Source organism: Novosphingobium sp. KACC 22771, assembly GCF_028736195.1.
Lineage (GTDB): Bacteria > Pseudomonadota > Alphaproteobacteria > Sphingomonadales > Sphingomonadaceae > Novosphingobium.
This window is the reverse complement of record NZ_CP117881.1, coordinates 157,749-174,198: the sequence shown is the minus strand read 5'-3', so window position 1 is coordinate 174,198 and position 16,450 is coordinate 157,749. Positions and strand designations below refer to the sequence as shown.

General features: G+C 64.8%; 15 protein-coding genes and 1 tRNA gene. 4 read left to right on the top strand and 12 right to left on the bottom strand.

Annotated elements, in window-relative coordinates:
• Positions 1-19: 19 nt before the first annotated feature.
• Together thrS and PQ467_RS00775 are read left to right on the top strand one after the other, a co-directional pair.
• Positions 20-2,011, top strand: a complete 1,992-nt coding sequence (thrS, locus tag PQ467_RS00780; protein ID WP_274174680.1) for a threonine--tRNA ligase — start codon at positions 20-22, stop codon at positions 2,009-2,011.
• 227 nt (positions 2,012-2,238) lie between these two features.
• Complete coding sequence (locus PQ467_RS00775; RefSeq protein ID WP_274174679.1) at positions 2,239-3,015, top strand: siderophore-interacting protein; 777 nt, start codon at positions 2,239-2,241, stop codon at positions 3,013-3,015.
• Positions 3,016-3,299: 284 nt separating this feature from the next.
• Here PQ467_RS00775 and PQ467_RS00770 read toward each other — a convergent pair whose 3' ends face one another.
• Both PQ467_RS00770 and PQ467_RS00765 read right to left on the bottom strand, forming a co-directional pair.
• Positions 3,300-3,995: an RlmE family RNA methyltransferase gene (locus PQ467_RS00770; protein WP_168603137.1), complete on the bottom strand. Its 696-nt coding sequence runs from the start codon at positions 3,993-3,995 to the stop codon at positions 3,300-3,302.
• Positions 3,992-5,392 carry a Ppx/GppA phosphatase family protein gene (locus PQ467_RS00765; RefSeq protein WP_337995103.1) on the bottom strand — a complete coding sequence of 467 codons (1,401 nt, stop codon included), beginning with the start codon at positions 5,390-5,392 and terminating at the stop codon, positions 3,992-3,994. The genes PQ467_RS00770 and PQ467_RS00765 overlap by 4 nt, the downstream gene beginning before the upstream one ends.
• A 231-nt stretch (positions 5,393-5,623) precedes the next feature.
• Here PQ467_RS00765 and PQ467_RS00760 point away from each other — a divergent pair.
• Positions 5,624-5,697: transfer RNA gene (locus tag PQ467_RS00760), tRNA-Gln, on the top strand.
• A gap of 32 nt (positions 5,698-5,729) precedes the next feature.
• Here PQ467_RS00760 and PQ467_RS00755 read toward each other — a convergent pair.
• Positions 5,730-6,488 (bottom strand): class I SAM-dependent methyltransferase, encoded by a 759-nt coding sequence (locus tag PQ467_RS00755; RefSeq protein WP_274174678.1) that lies wholly within the window; start codon positions 6,486-6,488, stop codon positions 5,730-5,732.
• A gap of 79 nt (positions 6,489-6,567) precedes the next feature.
• On the opposite strand from PQ467_RS00755, the gene PQ467_RS00750 reads away from it, so the two are divergent.
• On the top strand, positions 6,568-7,347 hold the full coding sequence (locus tag PQ467_RS00750; protein WP_274174677.1) for a helix-turn-helix transcriptional regulator: 780 nt from the start codon (positions 6,568-6,570) through the stop codon (positions 7,345-7,347).
• On the opposite strand, the gene PQ467_RS00745 is transcribed toward PQ467_RS00750, so the two are convergent.
• The 9 genes from PQ467_RS00745 to PQ467_RS00705 all read right to left on the bottom strand — a co-directional run bounded on the left by PQ467_RS00745 (position 7,332) and on the right by PQ467_RS00705 (position 16,361).
• On the bottom strand, positions 7,332-8,072 hold the full coding sequence (locus tag PQ467_RS00745) for a 3'(2'),5'-bisphosphate nucleotidase CysQ (RefSeq protein ID WP_274174676.1): 741 nt from the start codon (positions 8,070-8,072) through the stop codon (positions 7,332-7,334). The genes PQ467_RS00750 and PQ467_RS00745 overlap by 16 nt on opposite strands.
• 14 nt (positions 8,073-8,086) lie before the next feature.
• Positions 8,087-8,338, bottom strand: coding sequence for a DUF2061 domain-containing protein (locus PQ467_RS00740; RefSeq protein ID WP_274174675.1), 252 nt, complete (start codon positions 8,336-8,338; stop codon positions 8,087-8,089).
• A gap of 45 nt (positions 8,339-8,383) precedes the next feature.
• Positions 8,384-10,336 (bottom strand): sulfate adenylyltransferase subunit CysN, encoded by a 1,953-nt coding sequence (cysN, locus tag PQ467_RS00735; RefSeq protein ID WP_274174674.1) that lies wholly within the window; start codon positions 10,334-10,336, stop codon positions 8,384-8,386.
• Between the two features lies 1 nt (position 10,337).
• A complete protein-coding gene (cysD, locus tag PQ467_RS00730) occupies positions 10,338-11,258 on the bottom strand; it encodes a sulfate adenylyltransferase subunit CysD (protein WP_274174673.1) in 921 nt (306 codons plus the stop codon).
• A gap of 128 nt (positions 11,259-11,386) precedes the next feature.
• Positions 11,387-12,661 carry an MFS family transporter gene (locus PQ467_RS00725; protein WP_274174672.1) on the bottom strand — a complete coding sequence of 425 codons (1,275 nt, stop codon included), beginning with the start codon at positions 12,659-12,661 and terminating at the stop codon, positions 11,387-11,389.
• Entirely contained in the window at positions 12,658-13,815 is a 1,158-nt protein-coding gene (locus PQ467_RS00720) for a M20 aminoacylase family protein (RefSeq protein WP_274174671.1), read from the bottom strand. Before PQ467_RS00720 ends, PQ467_RS00725 begins: the two co-directional genes overlap by 4 nt.
• Positions 13,816-13,895: 80 nt before the next feature.
• Complete coding sequence (locus tag PQ467_RS00715) at positions 13,896-14,288, bottom strand: group II truncated hemoglobin (protein WP_274174670.1); 393 nt, start codon at positions 14,286-14,288, stop codon at positions 13,896-13,898.
• Positions 14,285-14,725: a thioredoxin TrxC gene (gene trxC / locus PQ467_RS00710; RefSeq protein ID WP_274174669.1), complete on the bottom strand. Its 441-nt coding sequence runs from the start codon at positions 14,723-14,725 to the stop codon at positions 14,285-14,287. The genes PQ467_RS00715 and trxC overlap by 4 nt, the downstream gene beginning before the upstream one ends.
• Before the next feature lie 70 nt (positions 14,726-14,795).
• Entirely contained in the window at positions 14,796-16,361 is a 1,566-nt protein-coding gene (locus PQ467_RS00705) for an aldehyde dehydrogenase (NADP(+)) (RefSeq protein ID WP_274174668.1), read from the bottom strand.
• Positions 16,362-16,450: the final 89 nt, after the last annotated feature.

The following is a 16,450-nucleotide window of genomic DNA, read 5'->3' as shown; positions in this document are numbered from 1 at the left end:
GGCGCTAAGGGCTTGGCCCATGTCGACCATGCTCAAGATCACCCTTCCCGATGGCTCTGTGCGCGAGATGGCGCCGGGCTCGACCCCTGCGGATGTTGCCGCCGCGATTGGCCCTGGCCTGGCCAAGGCCGCGATTGCCGCGCGCATCGATGGCGAACTGGTCGATCTCACCCGAACTTTCACGGGCGATGCGGCGTTGGCGCTGGTGACGGGCAAGGATGAAAAGGACGCGCTGGAACTGGCGCGGCATGATTTCGCCCACGTTCTGGCCGAGGCGGTGCAGGCGCTGTTTCCCGGCACGCAGATCACCTTTGGTCCGGCCACGGACGATGGCTTCTATTACGATTTCGCGCCTGCGGAGCGTCCTTTCACCGATGAAGACCTGCCGCTGATCGAGGCGGAGATGCGCAAGATCATCGCCGCCAACAAGCCGCTGCGCCGCGAGGTGTGGAGCCGCGAACAACTGATTTCGCGCTGGAAGCAGCAGGGCGAGAGCTTCAAGGCCGAATGGGCCGCCGAATTGCCCGAGGATGAGGAACTGACGGTTTACTGGTCGGGCGATGACTGGCTGGACATGTGCAAGGGGCCGCATTTGCCCTCGACCGGCAAGCTGGACCCCGCGGCTTTCAAGCTGACCCGTGTGTCGGGCGCCTATTGGCGCGGTGACCAGAAGAACGCGATGTTGTCGCGCATCTATGGCACGGGCTGGCTCAACAAGAAGCAGCTCGACGCGCATCTGCTGCGTTTGGAAGAGGCCGCCAAGCGCGACCACCGCAAGCTTGGCGCGGAAATGGACCTGTTCCACCTGCAATCCGAAGCGCATGGCAGCGTGTTCTGGCATCCCAAGGGCTATCTCATCTGGCGCGAGCTGGAAGCCTATATGCGCCGCGCCATTGACGGCACCGGCTATCAGGAGGTCAAGACCCCGCAGGTGATGGATGCCAAGCAGTGGGAGCAATCGGGCCACTGGGGCAAATATCGCGAAAACATGTTCGTCATCCCCGACGAGGCGCCCAACACCGAGGACGATGGCCCCATCGTCTCGAAGGACGCCGACTGGATGGCCTTGAAGCCGATGAACTGCCCGGCGCATGTGCTGATCTTCCGTCAGGGCATCAAGTCGTATCGCGAATTGCCGCTGCGTCTGGCCGAAATGGGCTGTTGCCACCGCAACGAGCCGCATGGCGCGCTGCACGGCATCATGCGCGTGCGCCAGTTCACGCAGGATGACGGCCATATCTTCTGCCGCGAGGATCAGATCGTGGAAGAGGTTCGCGCCTTCTGCGAACTGGCCGACCGGGTGTACAAGGACTTCGGCTTTACCTATTCGATCAAGCTGGCGCTGCGCCCGGAAAAGCGTTTCGGCAGCGAGGAAATGTGGGATCTGGCCGAGACCGAACTGCGCGATGCGGTGGTCAATGCGGGTCTTGCCACGGAAGAATATGGCTGGGAAGAGCTGCCGGGCGAGGGGGCTTTCTATGCGCCCAAGCTGGAATGGCATCTGACCGACGCCATCGGGCGCACGTGGCAGTGCGGCACGATCCAGTCGGACCGCGTGCTGCCTGAGCGACTCGACGCCGCCTATATTGCCGAGGATGGCGAAAAGCATCGTCCGGTCATGCTGCACCGCGCGATCCTTGGTTCGTATGAGCGTTTCATCGGCATCCTGATCGAGCATTTCGCGGGCAAGCTGCCGGTGTGGCTGGCCCCGGTTCAGGCGGTGGTGGCCACCATCGTGTCGGACGCCGATGGCTATGCGCAGGACGCTGTGGCCCAATTGCGCGCGGCGGGTATTCGCGTGGAAAGCGATCTGCGCAACGAGAAGATCAACTACAAGGTGCGCGAGCATTCCTTGAAAAAGGTGCCTTATCTGTTGGTTGTCGGCAAGCGCGAGGCCGAGGAAGGCACCGTGGCGGTCCGCATCCTGGGCGAGCAGCAGCAGAAGTTCATGCCGCTCTCCGAGGCGATTGCCATGCTGAAAGGTGAGGCGACGCCGCCCGATCTGCGCTGATCGGCCAAACATTTTCGCACGATACGGAAACGGCGCCTTCGGGCGCCGTTTTTGTTTTTGCGAGCCCCTCGCAAAAAATCGCGGATGGGGGCTTGCGTTTTGCGTGGTAAGATATATCTTGATTGCAACATAGCGATTCAGGAATAGGCCGCTTCATGATGACTCACCTCGAAATCCTGCGCCGCCGCCACCTGCCCTCCCACCTTCCGCAAAAGGGACAAGCCATCATGACACGCCACCAGATCACCCGCCTCCGCCACGAAATCCGCCGCCGCACATTGACCGTCCAGACCATCGAGTCGCTCGGTCCCAACATGCGCCGCATCACCTTTTCCTGCGACGATTTGCAGGATTTCAACAGCGCCTCGCCCGATGACCATATCAAGCTGTTCTTTGCCGCGCCGGGCGAGGAAAAGCCGCTGATGCGCGATTATACCCCCCGCCGCTTTGATACCAAGGCAGGCGTGCTGGTTATCGATTTTGCCATCCATGACGCCGGCCCCGCCACGCAATGGGCCATCGACGCCAAGCCTGGCGACACGCTGCCCATCGGCGGGCCGCGCGGGTCGGCGGTCGTACCCGACGATTTCGACTGGTATCTGCTGATCGGCGATGAAACCGCGCTCCCCTCCATCGGCCGCCGCACCGAAGAACTGCGCAGCGGCGTTCCCGTCATCACCGCCGTCGTGGTCGAAGGGGCCGAAAGCGAGCAGGTGTTTGCCACGAAATCCGCATGGCAGGGCCTCTGGGCCCATCGTGGCGGTGGGCAAAACGGGAGCGCGCAGAGCGGGGGCAAGGAAGACGCCGCCCGCCTGATCGCGGCCCTTGGCGGGGTCGATCTGCCCTCAGGTGACGGCTTCGTGTTCATCGCGGGCGAAACCGAAATGGCGCGGGCGCTCAAGGCCTATGTCGTCGATACGCTGGGCCATCCGCGGGAGTGGGTGAAGGCCGCCGGTTACTGGACGCGCGGGGTGGCCGACAGCCATGGGGGGATTGAGGATTAAGGGGTTTTAGGAGGTTTTTAGAAGGTTTGCCTCCGGCGGGCAAAGGGCGGGGCCCCTTTGCAATCCCGTTAAGGGTGTTGCGCTTGGTTGGCGGCGGTGGGTTTGTGGTTTTATAGCCTGCGGCGCGGCGAAGTTGCGCTGCCCTGCGCCGCAGGCTTTCAAATTTCAACGCTGCGTCCGATACGCAACGCCGAACCCATGGCGCAACGCAGACAGTAACGGGAGCGCGAGGGGCCAACCGATTTGTCTCGACAAATCGGCTATCAAAAACCGACCCTCGCATTTCACCCTTCTTCCTTGCCGGCCTCCAATTCCTCAACCGTCCCCTTGAACCCCTGAGCAATCACATACCACTCCGACGAATCCTTCCGGCTCGCGGGCGGCTTGGCGTGCTTGACGGTGGTGAAATGGCGCTTGAGGATGTTCAAAAGCCCCGGATCGGTCCCGCCCGCAAAGACTTTCGCCACGAATGCACCGCCTTTCGACAGGTTATGCACAGCAAAGTCCACAGCCGTTTCCACAAGGCCCATCGTGCGCAGGTGGTCGGTCTGTTTGTGGCCCACGGTATTGGCGGCCATGTCGGAAATCACCAGATCGGGCCGCCCGCCCAGCGCCTCCATCAGCGCATCGGGGGCCTCGTCGGCCATGAAGTCCATTTCGAACAGGATCGCGCCCTCGATCGGGTCGGTGGGCAGCAGGTCGATGCCGACCACGCCCGCCTGCGGCGCGCGCTGGCGCACCACCTGCGTCCAGCCACCGGGCGCGACGCCAAGGTCGACCACCCGCCGCGAGCCCTTCACCAGGCCGAATTTATCGTCCAGTTCGATCAGCTTATAGGCCGCCCGGCTGCGATAGCCGTCCGCCTTGGCTTTCTTCACATAGGGGTCGTTCAACTGCCGCTGCAGCCAGCGGGCCTGCGAGGCGGTGCGCCCCTTGGTGTTTTTCAGTCGAGTGCCGGGATCGCGGCCGGAACGGCTCATGCCGCGCCTCCTTTATTGTGTGTGATGCCGATCAGGCTGCGCAGAATGCCTTCACGGATGCCGCGGTCGGCCACGCCGAGGCGCGCCGCCGGCCATAGATCGAGAATCGATTCGAGGATAGCGCAACCCGCCACCACCAGATCGGCCCGCTCGCGGCCGATGCAGGCCACCTCGCGCCGCCCTGCTACGCTCAGGCTGGAGAGGCGCCGACTGATCGCGCGCATGCTGGCGGCGGGCACGATGCAGCCGTCCACTGCGCTGCGGTCGTAATGGGGCAGGTCGAGATGGACGCTGGCCAGTGTCGTCACCGTCCCGCTGGTGCCCAGCAGGCGCAGGGGGCCGCCATCGTGGACGAGGTGGTCGTCCGCCAGCCCTGCGCGCAAGGGGGCGATGCGCGCGGCAAAGGCGGCAAAGCCATCATCGACCAGGGCGCGCATCTCGGCATAGCGCTCGGCGCGGTCCTGAGGCGAATCGATCTCGGCCCGGCAGCTTTCCGTGAGCGAGACCACACCATAGGGGATCGACACGAAATCGCGGATCAGCGGCACCTCGGCATCGTCCTGATGCTCGATCAGCACCAACTCGGTCGAGCCGCCGCCAATGTCGAACACCAGCGCAGGGCCGGGGCCGGGCTCGATCAGGATGTGGCAGCCCAGCACCGCAAGCCGCGCTTCCTCGCGCGCCGAGATGATGTCGAGCGCGATGCCGGTTTCGCGGCGCACGCGTTCGATAAATTCCGGCCCGTTGGTGGCGCGCCGACACGCCTCTGTGGCCACCGATCGGGCCAAGGCCACACCCCGGCGGCGCAATTTGTCGGCGCAAATCCGCAGCGCGCCCATCGCCCGCTCCATCGCCGCATCCGACAGCCGCCCCGTCTGGGCCAATCCTTCGCCAAGGCGCACAACCCGGCTGAAGGCATCGACCACCACGAAACTGTCGCCCGCAGGCCGCGCGATCAACAGGCGGCAATTGTTGGTGCCCAGGTCGATCGCCGCATAGGATTGGCCAAAGGGGGCCTGCAGATAGGCCGGGGGACGGGGGGCGGATGCCTCGGCCGATTTGACGGGTGCCTTGGCGCTGGATTTGGCCTGTGTCGATTTGGCCTGTGTCGATTTGGGCTGCGTCGATTTCGCCTGTGCCGATTTGGCCGCCGCGCCGCGTTCGCGCGCCTTTGCCCCGCGCCTGCGCCTTGCGCCGCGCCGCGAAGTGGGGGGCGCCGCCGCCCCGGAATTGCTCTGCTCCGCAGGCACGGCTGTGCCTTCGGGCTTGCCGCCGGTTACGTCTACTCTCTGGTCCTTGCGAGGAGCGGCAGCGCGACTCTTGCGTGCCCGGCGCCTTGCCTTTTCCCCGCGCCTTTGGACCTTTGCTGGCGTGTCCGGCGGAGTTTCGTCCGCCATGTGTAATTCTCAAAAATCTGTGTCCCGCGAGATACGCGGGTAATGTTGCCCTTTATGCTAGCGCCGAGCGGCCTCCGGGGCAATGGCTGATAAGGAGGATTGTCGCATGGGGCCGGGCGCGGCGGGGGCGGGCAACACGCCGCCGGTCAAATTCAAGTCGGCCTAAAGCTGCATTTTTCCTCTTGACGCTTGGAAACAGTGGGTTTAGAGGCCCGCTCCACACCGAGATGATGCCCTGTCGTCTAATGGTAAGACTACGGATTCTGATTCCGTCTATCGAGGTTCGAATCCTTGCAGGGCATCCAACTCTCCCTTCATCGCTGACGGATAAGCGGCCTTAGGCCACCGTCAGCGTGATGGTGTCCAGCGTATAGGACCCGTCCCCCTCGATTTCGAAATGATCGGCCACCTCCTGACTGGCGCGGGACTGGATATGGCGAATCGCCTCCATCGCAGGCGCGGGCGTGCGCATCCGCGCGGTCCATGCGGCAAATTCCATGCGCAGGCGGCCCTGCTGCTGATCCGTCACGGCAAAGCCCGCCTCGGCCAGCATCGCGGCCCATTCGCGCGCGCTGTAATTGCGCCCGTGCGAGGGATCGCGCAGCACTTCGATGGCCTGCAGATGGGTGTCGGCGGCGGCCAGCGGCGGGGCGATCACATCGGCAAACACCGCCATGCCGCCCGGCCGCAACACGCGCCGCGCCTCGGCCAGACCGCGCGGCACATCGCGCCAGTGATGGGCGGAAAAGCGGCAGGCGAGGAAGTCGAAAGCGCCATCGGCGAAGGGCAGCGCTTCGGCGGCGGCGCGAACGGTGGCAATATGGGCGAAGCCGCGCCGGGCGCTCTCGGCATCCACCGCAGCCAGCATGTCGGCGGACAGGTCGCAGGCGGTGATGCGCGCGGCATGGGGCGCCATCGCATAGGCGACATGTCCCCCGCCGCAGCCCAGATCGAGCGCGTGCACCGGGCGCGCCTGCGCGGCCATGGCGGCGATATGGATCAGGTCTGCGCCCTGCGCATGGGTGGGGCTGGAAACATAGTCCTGCGCGGTGGGGCCGAACTGGTGCTGGACCAAAGTGTCGTGGGCGGTGGTCATGGCTTTCTCCTTCGCCGCCGGGATGCGCCGGGATTTAGCCTGTTACAATGGACATAATTATCCTGTTATAAGCCTTGCCATGCTGGATGAAGAACATCGCAATCTGCTGGGCGCCTTTGTCCGCGCGCGCCGCGAAAGCATCGCGCCCGATACGCCGGCCATGCCTGAACGTCGGCGCCGCCGCACGCCGGGCCTGCGCCGCGAGGAATTGGCCGAACGCGCCGGGATCAGCGTGACCTGGGTGACATGGATCGAGCAGGGCCGCCCCGTGCGGGCCTCGGCGCCAACCTTGGCGCGTCTGGCCGAAGGGCTGAGCCTGACCGGGGCGGAGCGGGCCTATCTCTTCACGCTGGCCGGGCGCGAGGATCCGCGCGACCCGTTCCTCCCCGCCACGCAGGCCCCCGCTGCGATTGCCGCCATGGTCGAGGCGCTGCCATGGCCCGCCTATGGGTTAGACCCGGCGTGGAGCGTGTGCTGCGCCAATGCGGGGGCGCGGGATCTGTTCGTGGGCTTGTTTGACGCGGAACCGGCCAATCTGCTGCGCTATATCTTCACCCACCCCACGGCCCGCGCCCTGCTGCCCGATTGGCACGAGCGGTGCCACCGGGTGCTGGCCGAGTTTCGGCGCGATTACGGGCGGGTGCTGGGCGATCCGCGCGTGGCGGCGATGGTGGAGGCGCTGGAGGCCCAGAGCGATGATTTCCGCGCGGCATGGGCGCGGCAAAAGGTGCTGGGGCGCGAGGGCGGCACGCGGCGCTTTCAGCATCCCGTGCATGGTCCGCTATGCTTTACCCAGCACACTTTGGCCGAGGTCGAGCGCGGCGATTTCCGGCTGGTGGTGCTTCAGCCCTCAGCTTGAAACCGGGCCACTTCGGCCAAAACCCGCGCCGCATGTTCGGGGCGGCAGATCAGCAGGTCGGGCAGATAGGTGTCGCGCTGATTATAGACCAGCGGCGATCCGTCGATCCGGCTGCAATGCAGGCCATGGGCCAGAGCGACCGCCACCGGCGCGCAGCTATCCCATTCATATTGCCCGCCCGAGTGCAGGTATATGTCGGCCTCGCCGCGAATCACGGCCATGGCCTTGGCGCCCGCGCTGCCCATGGGGACCAATTCAGCGCCCAACTGGCCCGCCACGAACACCGCCTCGGCGGCGGGGCGGGTGCGGCTGACCACCACGCGCAAGACCTCGGGCGCGGGGGGGATGGCGACGGGCGCATCGCTGCGATAGACGGCATCCGCGCCGGGCAGCGCCACCGCGCCCAGCACCGGCACACCATCGACCGCCAGACCCACATGCACCGCCCAATCGGCCCGCGCCTCACCATATTCACGCGTGCCGTCCACCGGATCGACGATCCACACGCGCGATTGATCCAGCCGCTCGAAATTGTCCTTCTCCTCCTCGGAGAGCAGACCATCCTGCGCGCGCTGTTGGCGCAGGGCGTGGACGAGGAACTGGTTGGCCGTGGCATCGCCCGCCTTGCCCAGATCCTTGCCCGTCACCAGCCCGCTTTCGCGCACCGTAATCAGCAATTGTCCGGCAACATGGGCCAGCTTGGCGGCCAGATCGGCATCGTCCATGATTTGCGGCATCCTTAAATCTCTGCGGCCGGGTCGTTGGGGGCGGCGCGCTGGGCGCCCCAGTGGATCGAGCTCCACACGCGCTCGTGGAAGTAATAGAGCGCGACCTTGGTGATGACTTCGGTGCTGGCGATGGCGGCCGCCGTCTTGGCATGGCCCGAAAACAGCCAGCTGAGAATGAACGTATCGATGCTGCCCAGCACGCGCCAGCTGATGCCCTTGATCAGCGAGCGGCTATGGGATTCATGGCCATTGAAGAGCAACATCTTCTACTTCACTCCCAGCTTTATTATTTCGGCACCCATAGCGGCTCAGATTTCCGGCATCCAGTAATCACCGAGCAATTTTGCGACGATCATTTCGGCGGCATCGGCCGGGGTGATCTTCGTCGTGTCGATGCGGATTTCGGGGTTTTCGGGGGCTTCATAGGGGCTGTCGATCCCGGTGAAGTTCTTGAGAGCGCCCGAGCGGGCCTTTTTGTAGAGACCCTTCACATCGCGCGCCTCAGCCACATCCAGCGGCGTGTCGATGAAGACCTCGAAGAATTCGCCCTCCGGCGTCAGGCTGCGCGCCAGATCGCGTTCGGCGCGGAAGGGACTGATAAAGGCGGTCAGCACGATCAGGCCAGCATCCGTCATCAGGCGTGCCACCTCGCCCACGCGGCGGATGTTTTCGATGCGGTCGGCCTCGGTAAAGCCCAGATCCTTGTTCAAACCGTGGCGCACATTGTCGCCATCCAGCAGGAACGTGTGCTTGCCCAAAGCATGGAGCTTCTTTTCGACCAGATTGGCGATGGTCGATTTGCCCGAACCCGACAGGCCGGTGAACCACAGCACGCCGGGGCGCTGGTTCTTGATCTCGGCGCGGGCCTCGCGGGTGACGTCCAGCGCCTGCCAATGCACGTTCTGGGCGCGGCGCAGGCTGAAATGCAGCATGCCTGCCGCCACCGTGCTGTTGCCGATCTTGTCGATCAGAATGAAGCCACCCAGCGCGCGATTGTCGGCATAGGGCTCGAACGTGATCGGGCGGTCGGTGGTGATTTCGGCCACGCCGATGGCGTTCAGCTCGAGCGTTTTCGCCGCGCAATGCTCCATCGTGTTGACGTTGATCGTGTATTTGGGCGCCTGTACCGTGGCCGAAACCATCTGGGTACCGATCTTGAGCCAATAGGCGCGGCCCGGAATAAGGGCGCTGTCGGCCATCCACACCACGCTGGCCTCGAACTGATCGGCCACCTGCGGCGGATTGTCGGCCAAGGCGATGACATCGCCGCGCGAACAGTCGATTTCATCGGCAAAGGTCAGCGTGACCGACTGGCCCGCGACCGCTTCGGGAAGGTCGCCGTCCAGCGTGACGATGCGCGTCACAGTGCTGGTCTTGCCGCTGGGCAGCACGCGGATGGCATCACCCGGTTTCACGCTGCCGCTGGCGATGAGGCCCGCAAAGCCGCGGAAATCGAGGTTGGGGCGGTTGACCCACTGCACCGGCATGCGGAAGGGCTTGGCCAGATCGCGCGTGGTGTCGACCTCGACCGTTTCGAGATGATCGACAAGGCTGCGCCCGAAATAGGCCGGGGCGGCATACCAGGGCGTGTTGGCCGACAGGGTGGTGATATTGTCGCCCATATAGCCCGAAATCGGCAGGGCGACGAAGGACTCGATGCCGATGCTGGAGGCAAAGGCGCGGTAATCGGCGACGATCTCGTCAAAGCGGCTCTGGCTGTAATCGACCAGATCCATCTTGTTGACCGCCAGCACGATATTCCGAATGCCGATCAGATGCGCAAGGAACGAGTGGCGGCGGGTCTGTGTCAGCACACCCTTGCGCGCGTCGATCAGGATCACGGCAAGGTCGGCCGTCGAGGCGCCCGTCACCATGTTGCGGGTGTACTGTTCATGGCCGGGCGTGTCCGCCACGATGAACTTGCGCTTTTCGGTGTTGAAGAAGCGATAGGCGACGTCAATCGTGATACCCTGTTCGCGCTCTGCGGCCAGACCATCGACCAGCAGGGCGAAGTCGATCCCCTGACCCTGCGTGCCGACCTTCTTGGAATCGGCCTCCAACGCGGCAAGCTGATCCTCAAAGATCATCTTCGAATCATAAAGCAACCGCCCGATCAGCGTGCTCTTGCCATCGTCCACCGACCCGCAGGTGATGAAGCGCAGCATCGTCTTGTGCTGATGCGTGTCGAGATAGGCGTCGATGTCCTCGGCAATCAGCGAGTCGACGACGTAAACCGGTTCCGGATGGGTGGTATCGGTCATCTCAGAAATACCCCTGCTGCTTTTTGACTTCCATGCCTGCGCCGCCCGCATCCTTGTCGATGGCGCGCCCCTGCCGCTCGCTGGTGGTGGTCAGCAAGGTTTCCTGAATGACTTCGGGCAGGGTCCTGGCGCTGCTCTCCACCGCGCCGGTCAACGGATAGCAACCCAGCGTGCGGAACCGGATCGAACGCATCACCGGGACCTCGCCCGGCCGAAGCGGGAAGCGGTCATCATCGACCATCAGCAGCATCCCGTCGCGCTCGACCGTCGGGCGTTCCTCGGCAAAGTAGAGCGGCACGATGGGGATGTCGTTGAGGTGGATGTACTGCCACACGTCCAGCTCGGTCCAGTTGCTGATCGGGAAGACGCGGATGGACTCACCCTTGGCCTTCTTGGCGTTGTAAAGGTTCCACAATTCCGGGCGCTGGTTCTTGGGGTCCCAGCCGTGGCTGGCCGTGCGGAAGGAGAAGATGCGCTCCTTGGCGCGGCTTTTTTCCTCGTCGCGCCGCGCGCCGCCAAAGGCCGCGTCGAAACCGTACTTGTCCAGTGCCTGCTTGAGCCCTTCGGTCTTCCACATGTCGGTGTGGAGAGCGCCATGGTCAAACGGATTGATCCCGCGCTCCTTGGCCTCGGGGTTCTGATAGACCAAGAGTTCCATGCCCGACAGTTCGGCCATTTTGTTGCGCAGGTCATACATCGCGCGGAATTTCCACGTCGTGTCCACATGCAGCAGCGGAAACGGCGGCGGCGCGGGATAGAACGCCTTGCGCGCCAGATGCAGCATCACCGCGCTGTCCTTGCCCACCGAATAAAGCATCACCGGGTTCTCCGCCTCGGCCACCACCTCGCGGATGATGTGAATGCTCTCGGCCTCCAAGCGCTCCAAATGCGTGAGCGTGGATCGGGCCAAACCTTGGGACATGGGTTCACTCCGGGAATTGCAATAAGGCGCCAAACGGCTTGGGCAGCCTACTACACGCGGCAGGGCGCAATTGGCCCCATGGCTTTTCTATGCGCTGGCCAAAGCTATCTTTTGCGTTTCGATGACGCTTATGACCCACGCTCATCGTTCAGGTAAGGCGCGCGGCGCGGCAGGCTCAGGCTGACGAGGAAGACCATCACCATCATCGCGCTGACATACCAGTAGAACGCGCCCTCATGCCCTGCCTGCTTGGCCCAAAGGGCGGCATATTCCGCCGTTCCGCCAAAGATCGCATTGGCCAGCGCATAGGAAAAGCCAACGCCGAGCGCGCGTACTTGGGTGGGGAACAGCTCGGCCTTGATGATGCCCGAAATCGAGGTGTAGAAACTCATCAAGAGCATGGCCACACAGATCAGCGCGCCGGCCATCACCGGCGATCCGGCCTTTTGCAACAGTGCGATCAGCGGCACCGTCAAGACCGCCAGCCCGCCGCTGAAAATCAGCATATTGGCCCGCCGCCCGATCCGATCCGACAGCGCGCCCATCACCGGCTGCATAATCATGAACAGAAACAGGCTGACCGTCATCACCCGGCTTGCCGTGGTGATCGGCAGGCCCGCCGAATTGACCAGATATTTCTGCATATAGGTGGTGAAGGTATAAAAGGCCAAAGACCCGCCCGCGGTAAAGCCCAGCACAGAAAGGAAGGCGCGCGGATATTGGCGCAGCAAGGCGATCAGGCTGCCCGCCTCATCGCTTTTGCGCGCGTCCGCGCTGCCGCTTTCCTCCAAGCGCGACCGCGCCGCCAGCGCCACCAAGGCCGCCAGCGCCCCGATCACAAAGGGAATGCGCCAGCCCCATGCCTTCAATTCGCTTTCGGGCATCAGCCCTTGCAGGATCACCACCAGCAGCGCGGCCAGCAATTGTCCGCCAACCAGCGTAACATATTGAAAGGATGAGAGAAACCCGCGCCGTCCTTCTGTCGCGATCTCGCTCATATAGGTGGCCGCCGTACCATATTCGCCGCCCAGCGCGAAACCCTGCACCAGCCGCGCCGCGACCAGCAGCACCGGCGCCCAGACGCCAATCGCCGCATAGGTGGGCAGACAGGCGATGGCCATAGACCCCGCCGCCATCGTAACCACCGAGATCACCAGCGCCCGCCGCCGCCCATACCGATCGGCAAACCGCCCGAACCACCAGCCCCCGATGGGCCGCATCAGAAAGCCCGCGGCAAAGACTCCTGCCGTGTTGAGCAATTGCCCGGTGGGATCGGCTTTCGGAAAAAAGGCCCCGGCGAAATAGATCGAGCAGAAGGCGTAGATATAAAAATCGAACCATTCGACCAGATTGCCGCTGGAGGCCGCGACGATGGCGCCGATGCTGCCTTGCTTCCGGCTCATGCGGTCGCGCCCAGCCAATGTTTCACCAGCCCAAGATGCAGCCTTATGCCCGTTTCCATCACCCCGTCGTTGAAATCATAATGCGGATTGTGCAGCGGCGGCGGATTGTCGCCTACCCCTTGGCCCAGCCAGATATAGGCGCCGGGGCGGACCTGCAGCATGAAGGAGAAATCCTCCGATGTCGCCGCCGGTTCGGGCGCGCGCAGCGCATGGCCCACGGTGGCTGCCACATCCAGCGCATCCTGCGCCGCGGCGGGATCATTGATCGTGGCGGGGTAATAGCGGTTATATTCGACGCTGGCCTCGACCTCGAAACCGGCCGCAATGCCCGCCGCGATCTGGCGCAGGCGCTGTTCGATCCGGTCCTGAACCGCCGGGTCAAAGCTGCGCACCGTGCCGCCGATGCTCAGCTCATGCGGGATCACGTTGAAGGCCTGCCCGCCGTGGATCTGGGTGATCGAGAGCACCGCATTGGCGCTGGCCGGGATATTGCGCGCAACGATGGAATGGAGCTGCTGCACCAGTGCGGCGCCGGCCAGCACCACGTCATGGGCGTCATGCGGGATCGCGGCATGGCCGCCCTTGCCTTTTAGCAGGATGGTAAACCGATCCGCCGCACCCATGATCGGTCCGGCCCGCGTGGCAATCGTGCCTGCGGGCAGGCTGGGCCAATTGTGCAGCGCATAGACCCGGTCGCAGGGGAAGCGTTCGAACAGACCGTCCTCGATCATGGCTTTCGCGCCGCCCTGGCCTTCCTCGGCGGGCTGGAAAATGAAATGCACGGTACCGTCGAGGCCGCTGTGATCCGCCGCCAAAGCCTGCGCCGCGCCCAGCAGCATCGCCATATGCCCGTCATGCCCGCAGCCGTGAAAGCATCCCGGAATAGTGCTGGCATAGGGTAGGCCGGTTTTTTCATCGATGGGCAGCGCGTCCATATCCGCGCGCAATCCAATGGCGCGGGGGCCATTTCCCGCCCGCAACGTTGCCACCAGCCCGGTCCCGCCGATGCCCTCATGCACCTCCAGCCCGATGGCGCGCAATTGCTGGGCCAGCACCCGCGCCGTGCGATGCTCGGCAAAGCCCAGTTCGGGGTGGGCATGAATATCGCGGCGCAGCGCCACCAGAGGGGCGATTCTTGCGGCAAGATCGGTCATAGGTTAGCTCTCTGCGCCCGGTAATGGGCAGACCAGGAGTGATAATCCGGTATCGCGCAGGGAGATAGGCGTAAATTAGCTCAGCTTGTCGGCTCCGGCCGGTTGGCCATATGCCAGCCCAGCGCCTCGACCTTTTCAAGGATCGCATCCGACAGCGCGGATTGGGGGATCGTTTCGGCCCATGCCCGGCGAAAACACAGGAGCCAGCCCTCGATTTCATTTGCGCCGATGGGGGCCACGAAATGGCGCATCCGCAGGCGCGGATGGCCATATTTGTCGGTATAGAGGGGCGGTCCGCCCAGCCATCCGGTCAGATATTCAAACAATTTCTCCTCCGCCCGCGCCAGCGAAGGGGGATGCACATCGCGGCAGGCCTTGGCCTCGGGCAGGCTGTCCATCAGCGCATAGAAGCGCGCCACCAGCGCCCGCACGGCCGCCTCGCCGCCAAAGGCGTCATAGGGTGTCTGGCTCATCCGCGCGCCCATTCCACGATGCGGCGCGCATCCATTGCGCCCGCCTGCCGCCGGATCTCGCGCCCGCCGTGGAGGAGCATCAGCGTGGGGATCGAGCGGATCGCATATTGCGCGCCCAAGGCCTGCTCGGCCTCGGTATCGACCTTGACCACGCGGATAAAGGGTTCAAGCGCGGCGGCGGCCTGTTCATAGGCGGGCGCCATGGCCCGGCACGGCCCGCACCACGGCGCCCAGAAATCGACCAGCACCGGCAGCGTGCCGCGCCCGACATGGGCAGCAAAGGCGGCGGCGTTCACCGGCAAAGGATGGCCGGTGAACAGCGCCTTGTGGCATTTGCCGCATTGCGGCCCATCGGCCAGCCTTTCGCGCCCGACCCGGTTGGCGCCGCCGCAATGCGGACAGATGACGATTTCGCTTGTTGTGGGCTCGCTTGTCATGCCCCCCATATGGCACGCCATCGGCGCAATTCCAGAGGGGGGCATGTTCGCGTTGCGGGGGTTTTGCCTGTCAGTCGAACTGGCGGCGGGGGAGGCCCAGCGGATTGGCGGCCTTGAGTGCATCAGGCAGCAGCGCATCGGGAAGCGCCTGATAGCAGACCGGGCGCAGGAAGCGATGGATCGCCATGGCCCCCACCGAGGTCGTGCGCGGATCGGAGGTGGCCGGGAACGGGCCGCCATGGACCATGGAGCGCGACACCTCGACGCCCGTGGGCCAGCCATTGGCGAGGATGCGGCCTACCTTGCGCTCCAGAATGGGCAGCAGCGGGGCGGCCAGCGGATAGTCGGCCTCGTCGATATGGAGCGTGGCGGTCAACTGCCCTTCCAGACCTTCAAGCACATCGACGATCTGCTGCGCATCCTTGCAGCGGATGACCAGCGAGGAGGGGCCAAACACTTCATGGGTCAGCGCCGGGTTGGCCAGCAGATGGGCCGCATCGACCGCCAGCAGCCGCGCCGCGCCGCATTGCGCATTCCCATCTGGCCCGGCGGCCAGCACGGAAACGCCCTCGGCCCCGCTCAGCGTTTCGATGCCGCGCGCATAGGCCGCCGCGATCCCGCCCGTCAGCATCACCTGCGGCGCAACCGCCGCCAATGCTTCGGAGGCTGCGCCAAGGAAGCGGTCGAGATCGGGGCCATCGAGCGCCACGACCACGCCGGGGTTGGTGCAGAACTGGCCCGCAAACAGGCTGAGCGAGCCGACATAGGCGCGGCCCAGATCCTCGGCGCGCGCGGCCAGCGCGGCGGGGAAGAGCAGGACGGGATTGATCGAGGACATTTCGGCATAGACCGGGATCGGTTCAGGCCGGGCCGCGGCCACCGCCATCAACGCCAGACCGCCCCCGCGCGAGCCGGTAAAGCCCACCGCCTTGATATGCGGATTGGCGACAAGGGCGGTGCCGATGTCATTGCCCGGCCCCTGGATCAGGCTGAACACGCCCTCGGGCAGGCCGCAGGCGGCGACCGCCTCGGCAATCGCTTCGCCCGCCAGCAGCGAGGTGCCGGGGTGGGCCGGATGGGCCTTGACCACCACCGGGCAACCGGCGGCCAGCGCCGAAGCCGTATCGCCGCCCGCCACCGAGAAGGCCAGCGGGAAGTTTGACGCGCCGAACACCGCGACCGGGCCAACCGCAATCTGGCGCGCGCGCAGGTCGGGGCGGGGCAGGGGCTGACGCTCGGGCAGCGCGGGTTCGATGATCGCGCCCGCCCAATCGCCTTCGCGCAGGACCTTGGCAAACAGGCGCAACTGGCCGGTGGTGCGGCCCAATTCGCCATTCAGGCGGCCCTGCGGCAGGCCGCTTTCCAGCATGGCGCGCGCCACGATGGCCTCGGCGCGCGATTCGAGCGCGGCGGCGATGGCGTCGAGAAAGGCGGCGCGGGCCCCGGGCGCGGTTTCGCGATAGGTGTCAAAGGCGGCGGCGGCCAGCGCACAGGCCTGCGCGATGTCATCGGCGGTGGTGACCGAAAACTCGCCCTCCAGCGCCTTGCCGGTGGCGGCCTCGATTCCGGTAAAGCTGCTGGCGCCGGTGCGGCGCGCGGCGCCGATCAGATAGGCACCCGAAGTGGCAGAGGACATGATGGCTCCTTGGCTGGCTCAAAACACTTGGGGCTGCTGTTTATGGTAGCGCTCCCAAATTGCAAACCATATTGTTTTTGCCCGCCCCG

What these genes read in the sequence shown, in the direction of transcription:
- trxC (WP_274174669.1), bottom strand. Translation starts at nt 14,725, where the DNA reads ATGACAAGCGAGCCCACAACAAGCGAAATCGTCATCTGTCCGCATTGC.
- PQ467_RS00705 (WP_274174668.1), bottom strand. Translation starts at nt 16,361, where the DNA reads ATGTCCTCTGCCACTTCGGGTGCCTATCTGATCGGCGCCGCGCGCCGC.
- PQ467_RS00775 (WP_274174679.1), top strand. Translation starts at nt 2,239, where the DNA reads ATGACACGCCACCAGATCACCCGCCTCCGCCACGAAATCCGCCGCCGC.
- PQ467_RS00740 (WP_274174675.1), bottom strand. Translation starts at nt 8,338, where the DNA reads ATGTTGCTCTTCAATGGCCATGAATCCCATAGCCGCTCGCTGATCAAG.
- thrS (WP_274174680.1), top strand. Translation starts at nt 20, where the DNA reads ATGTCGACCATGCTCAAGATCACCCTTCCCGATGGCTCTGTGCGCGAG.
- cysD (WP_274174673.1), bottom strand. Translation starts at nt 11,258, where the DNA reads ATGTCCCAAGGTTTGGCCCGATCCACGCTCACGCATTTGGAGCGCTTG.
- PQ467_RS00720 (WP_274174671.1), bottom strand. Translation starts at nt 13,815, where the DNA reads ATGACCGATCTTGCCGCAAGAATCGCCCCTCTGGTGGCGCTGCGCCGC.
- PQ467_RS00770 (WP_168603137.1), bottom strand. Translation starts at nt 3,995, where the DNA reads ATGAGCCGTTCCGGCCGCGATCCCGGCACTCGACTGAAAAACACCAAG.
- cysN (WP_274174674.1), bottom strand. Translation starts at nt 10,336, where the DNA reads ATGACCGATACCACCCATCCGGAACCGGTTTACGTCGTCGACTCGCTG.
- PQ467_RS00745 (WP_274174676.1), bottom strand. Translation starts at nt 8,072, where the DNA reads ATGGACGATGCCGATCTGGCCGCCAAGCTGGCCCATGTTGCCGGACAA.
- PQ467_RS00755 (WP_274174678.1), bottom strand. Translation starts at nt 6,488, where the DNA reads ATGACCACCGCCCACGACACTTTGGTCCAGCACCAGTTCGGCCCCACC.
- PQ467_RS00765 (WP_337995103.1), bottom strand. Translation starts at nt 5,392, where the DNA reads ATGGCGGACGAAACTCCGCCGGACACGCCAGCAAAGGTCCAAAGGCGC.
- PQ467_RS00715 (WP_274174670.1), bottom strand. Translation starts at nt 14,288, where the DNA reads ATGAGCCAGACACCCTATGACGCCTTTGGCGGCGAGGCGGCCGTGCGG.
- PQ467_RS00725 (WP_274174672.1), bottom strand. Translation starts at nt 12,661, where the DNA reads ATGAGCCGGAAGCAAGGCAGCATCGGCGCCATCGTCGCGGCCTCCAGC.
- PQ467_RS00750 (WP_274174677.1), top strand. Translation starts at nt 6,568, where the DNA reads ATGCTGGATGAAGAACATCGCAATCTGCTGGGCGCCTTTGTCCGCGCG.